Raw genomic sequence first — 4,161 nt, 5'->3', positions numbered from 1 at the left:
CAATGGGAAGCTCTGGGCTTTGCTAACGGTGGAACAATAGGGTTAACCATTGCTACAATTGGCTTTCTCTGGGCTGCTTTTGGTGGTGTTGCCATGTTGAACATCATGGTGAGGAGAAAAAAGTCTGTCGGCATACCTATCGAAAAGCCCAAAATTGTAGAAAGAGTCGAAACGCTGGTCAAGGACTACGAATTTTCAGATATTGATGGTATGACTATACAAGTTATGAGCATTGGTTCGGTTTATCTTGTTACCTACCTTTTCCTTAAATACTTTACAGGTTGGATAGGAAACTTTGGGACTTTTGGCGAAACCTTTGCGCAGGTACTCTGGGGCTTTCATTTCGTTATAGGCGTTATCTTTGCCTTCTCGTTCAGAAGGGGATATGACATTATTAGAAAAAAGAAGAAAATAGAGTACCTCAATTCTTTCCTTCTTCAGAGAGTGGCCGGTATCGTATTTGATTACATGGTAGCAGCTTCAATAGCCGCTATTTCCCTGGAACTCATCAAGGAATATATAGTTCCCATATTTGTCATCACAACGGTTGGAGGAATCGTTACCATGCTTTACACGATATATTTCTCGAAGAGGATTTACAAGAGAGCCGTGCTCGAACATATCGTTACCTTCTTTGGCATGCATACTGGAACCATCTCAACAGGCATTGCACTGCTCAGAGAAGTTGACCCTCAATTTGAATCAGGCACAGCAGAGGATATGGTTATTGGGAGTGGGCTTGCCCTCTTCCTTGGGTTGCCTCTCATGATAATAATTAATATTCCTATACTTGGCTACAAACTGGGAAAGCCCAGTTATTATCTTTATACCCTCGGGGCGCTTGCCCTGTATTTTGGGCTACTCTATATTTTCTGGTTCTTGAAGGTCAAACGTTCAAATAGCAAATAACGATATATGCCACCTCTTACAATGTTAATCCTACATTTAGTATTTGCGATATGTCATGAAAAAAATTTTTGCTCAGTTGTTTTTATTTGTTGGTAGGCGAATGATATAATTTTTTATGGTTGGTTTCATTCCAATTTGTAGAAGGGGGGATTTATGTGAAGAAGTTTGTCTTGCTTTTTGTACTGCTCTTGACCTTGTTGTTGCTTACGTCCTGTTTCAAGCTTTCCTACGCTGTTTTGACACTCACTGTAAACCCGGTGGGAGATATTCCGGCCGGAACAGAAGTTACCTTCAGCTGGGGGCTAACTTCCCAGGATGAGCTGATAGCAGAGGATTATACCCTGCATATTGGTACCGTGGAAGTGCCCCTTGGGGATAGCACTTCTTACGCTACAACACTGGAAACCGGCGATTATGAAGTTTGGGTAACTGCTAATTTCCAGACCAGGACCGGTGTATTTAACAAAGGCCCAGCATCAACCGAGTCGAACCATGAGAGTTTCCGTGTATACTCCAGTGGCATAGACTTCCTCAATGCCGAAAATGAATATGCCACTGATGAAGTCACCATTGAATGGGAACCAGTTGATGGGTTGACTCACAGTTATATCTATTCACTGGATGGTGCTGCAGGGGTTGAAACAGCTGATTGTTCGGCAACTTTTTCTGGTCTGTCTGATGGCTGGCATACGTTGTCGGTGAAAATCGCTGAATCCGGAGAATTACCTGCAACCTTTGATTTCAGGGTTGATACAACCGGACCCTCTCCTATGATCTACGGTTCAGACAGAACAGCAGCTAATCTTGCAGATGGTGATATCAGGCCTTTTGGAAGGTATGCCTATATAGGATGGGAGTTCAACGAGCCTGTCTCTGCTGTTGAGATAAGATTTAGAGATGCTGAGGATTTGAGTGTCTGGCTTACAGATTGGATCCCGTGGGATCCCGCTGTTTCTGGAATGCTTGTTAATGATGAATTGGTTACGCTTTACACACCTGATGGGATAGCTTACCTCGATCACATTTTTGAAATTGGGCATTCTTACCTGATTTATGTCAGTGGATATGATGAGCTTGGCAATTGGGGCTACGGTTATATGACTTTCAGGTTTGATGAAAGATATGATAACTCTGAGAAGCCCGAGATTTATTACTTCCCAAACACGATCACACCGGCTTCCACTGACGCTTCTGGAACCATGGAAATATATGTAGTGGCTCCCAATGTCAGAGATTACGCCTTGGAAGACATTCATGACTACTATGAACCTGATACTGCAAGAGATGCTAACCTCATGTATATTCAGACAACGCTTTCCTTTGACAATGGCCTTGAAGTTGAAGACGTCAGCTTCCCTGACTTCATGGATGACATGAAGGATCTATCAGGGTACGTTGCTGATGAAGGAGAGGTAACCCTGTGCAGAGGCTTTGTCAATGGCGAAGACGAACCCGAAACGCAAGATGACGTGCTTGCAGTTATTACATTGAAGTTTGGCGTTGATATGAATGGAGAATCTCCGGTGATTGCCATTGACAATAACTATTTTATTAGAGACTCCAACAACCGGGTAATCGATGGTATAGTTGTGGACAACTTCGGGTATTATGTAAATATCCCTGCGCCCGAAGCGGCCGGAATGTAAGGGGTGGTTATAATGAAAAAATTATTCATTTTGATTACTGTGCTTGTCATGGCTTCTGCTCTGTTCGCTGGTTCTTTGATAGATGAAGCTACGCAAAGGGCTGCAGAGATTAACAGCAAAATTGCAGAACTTGGCCTTCCCTGGAAAGCTGGCGTATCAGAAGTTTTAGAAGAATACGAAGCTGCTGGTATAAGCAGTTTGGATAGCCTAATCAACAAGTGGGCTGGAACCAGAGATTTGCCAGAAAAAGCAAGAAAGGATATGCACAATTATTTCTTTAACGACAGCGCCACAACCCGCGACGCACAGCTATATTCTACTGAATTCCTTTATTTTGCAATGTTTGACACACCACTTCCATCAAGCTTCATTCAGATTCACACACCGGTGAGAGACCAGGGCTTTCACGGTACCTGCTGGGCTTTTGCAACGGTAGCATCTTTTGAAAGTGCTTTGCAGGTACAGAAAGACGGGCTCACCGGCGAAGCCACAATTTTCCCCTGGGAACTGGAAGAGGACAACTATGATTTGTCAGAGCAGTTTGTGGCTTTCCACGATATAGACTGGGACATATATAGTGAATCCTGGTATGATCCATTGCAAAGCGATGCTATTATTCAGGATTCCAATATGGACGTTGGTGGAAATCAGCACTTCTCAACATACAACAGCATAAGATATGGCATTCCTCAAGAAAGTGATTTCCCCTACAGCACATTCGATCTTAATCCCTGGATCAGCTGGAATCCCACTAACAATAGTTGGGAAGAGAATTTGATTCGGAGCACAAAAACAGTGGGGATTTATTACGGGGATGAGCTGAGCTGGATAGGCTATCCTTACCAGGTGTATATTAATTCCATCAAGGAAGCAATCATCAAATTCGGAGCTCTTGGTGTATCTTACAGCGTTCCTGCAGATTTCAATTATTATGTTGGAGGTATATACATACCTACCACGAACCAGTTGACAGGCGGTCATGCAGTAACTCTTGTCGGCTGGCTGGACATGGATGCAGTAAAGGAACTTGGTTGGGTGTCGTCAGATGCCACAAGCGTTGAAGTTTATGATCCATTCACCGGATTAACATGGTATGCCACAGAGTTCTGGGTTATCAAAAACAGCTGGAGCCCGTACTGGGGTTGGAATGGCTATTACGTTGTTCCAATGGTTTCAGAAGAGCTATATGATATTTCCGCTACATATGGCTTTGGAATCACACCTTGGATGATCGAATACAGAATGATGTATGTGCCGCTCTTTGAAGAAAACTATGCCCTAACAGAAGATATCGATTTTAATGATGATGGCGATGTGGATGAAGCGGATTATCAATTGCTTATGGATCACATGTTTACTTATGACTCAGATTATGATATTTCAATCCCCAGAGATGGTTATGTAGATCATGAAGATGTTACCAGATTCCTTATGATATGGAATGACGCAGACTGACTTTATTTAAGTTTAAAGGGTGCCTTTTCAGGATACATTAGCAGTTCTGATGAGGATCTTATCCATGCACATTTTCCAAATTCAAGAATACAGGTTGTTCAACGAGCCAGTCATTGGTTACATGCAGAAAATCCTTCTGATTTTTATGATT

3 protein-coding genes are annotated in these 4,161 nt (G+C 42.8%); all 3 read left to right on the top strand.

Going from position 1 to position 4,161, the window contains the following annotated elements:
* Positions 1-909, top strand: a 909-nt coding sequence (locus tag AC3LHT_RS02735) for a sodium/glutamate symporter family protein (protein ID WP_488661898.1), incomplete at its 5' end; no start/stop codon positions are given.
* Between the two features lie 155 nt (positions 910-1,064).
* Positions 1,065-2,555 carry a hypothetical protein gene (locus AC3LHT_RS02730; RefSeq protein WP_488661897.1) on the top strand — a complete coding sequence of 497 codons (1,491 nt, stop codon included), beginning with the start codon at positions 1,065-1,067 and terminating at the stop codon, positions 2,553-2,555.
* Positions 2,556-2,567: 12 nt separating this feature from the next.
* Positions 2,568-4,010: a C1 family peptidase gene (locus AC3LHT_RS02725; RefSeq protein WP_488661896.1), complete on the top strand. Its 1,443-nt coding sequence runs from the start codon at positions 2,568-2,570 to the stop codon at positions 4,008-4,010.
* The last annotated feature ends 151 nt before the right edge of the window (positions 4,011-4,161 follow it).

This window comes from Kosmotoga sp. (assembly GCF_982836095.1).
The sequence above is the reverse complement of the archived record's forward strand: the minus strand, read 5'-3'. Positions and strand labels throughout refer to the sequence as shown.

Coding starts and splice junctions, on each gene's coding strand:
- AC3LHT_RS02725 (WP_488661896.1), top strand. CDS start 2,568: ATGAAAAAATTATTCATTTTGATTACTGTGCTTGTCATGGCTTCTGCT.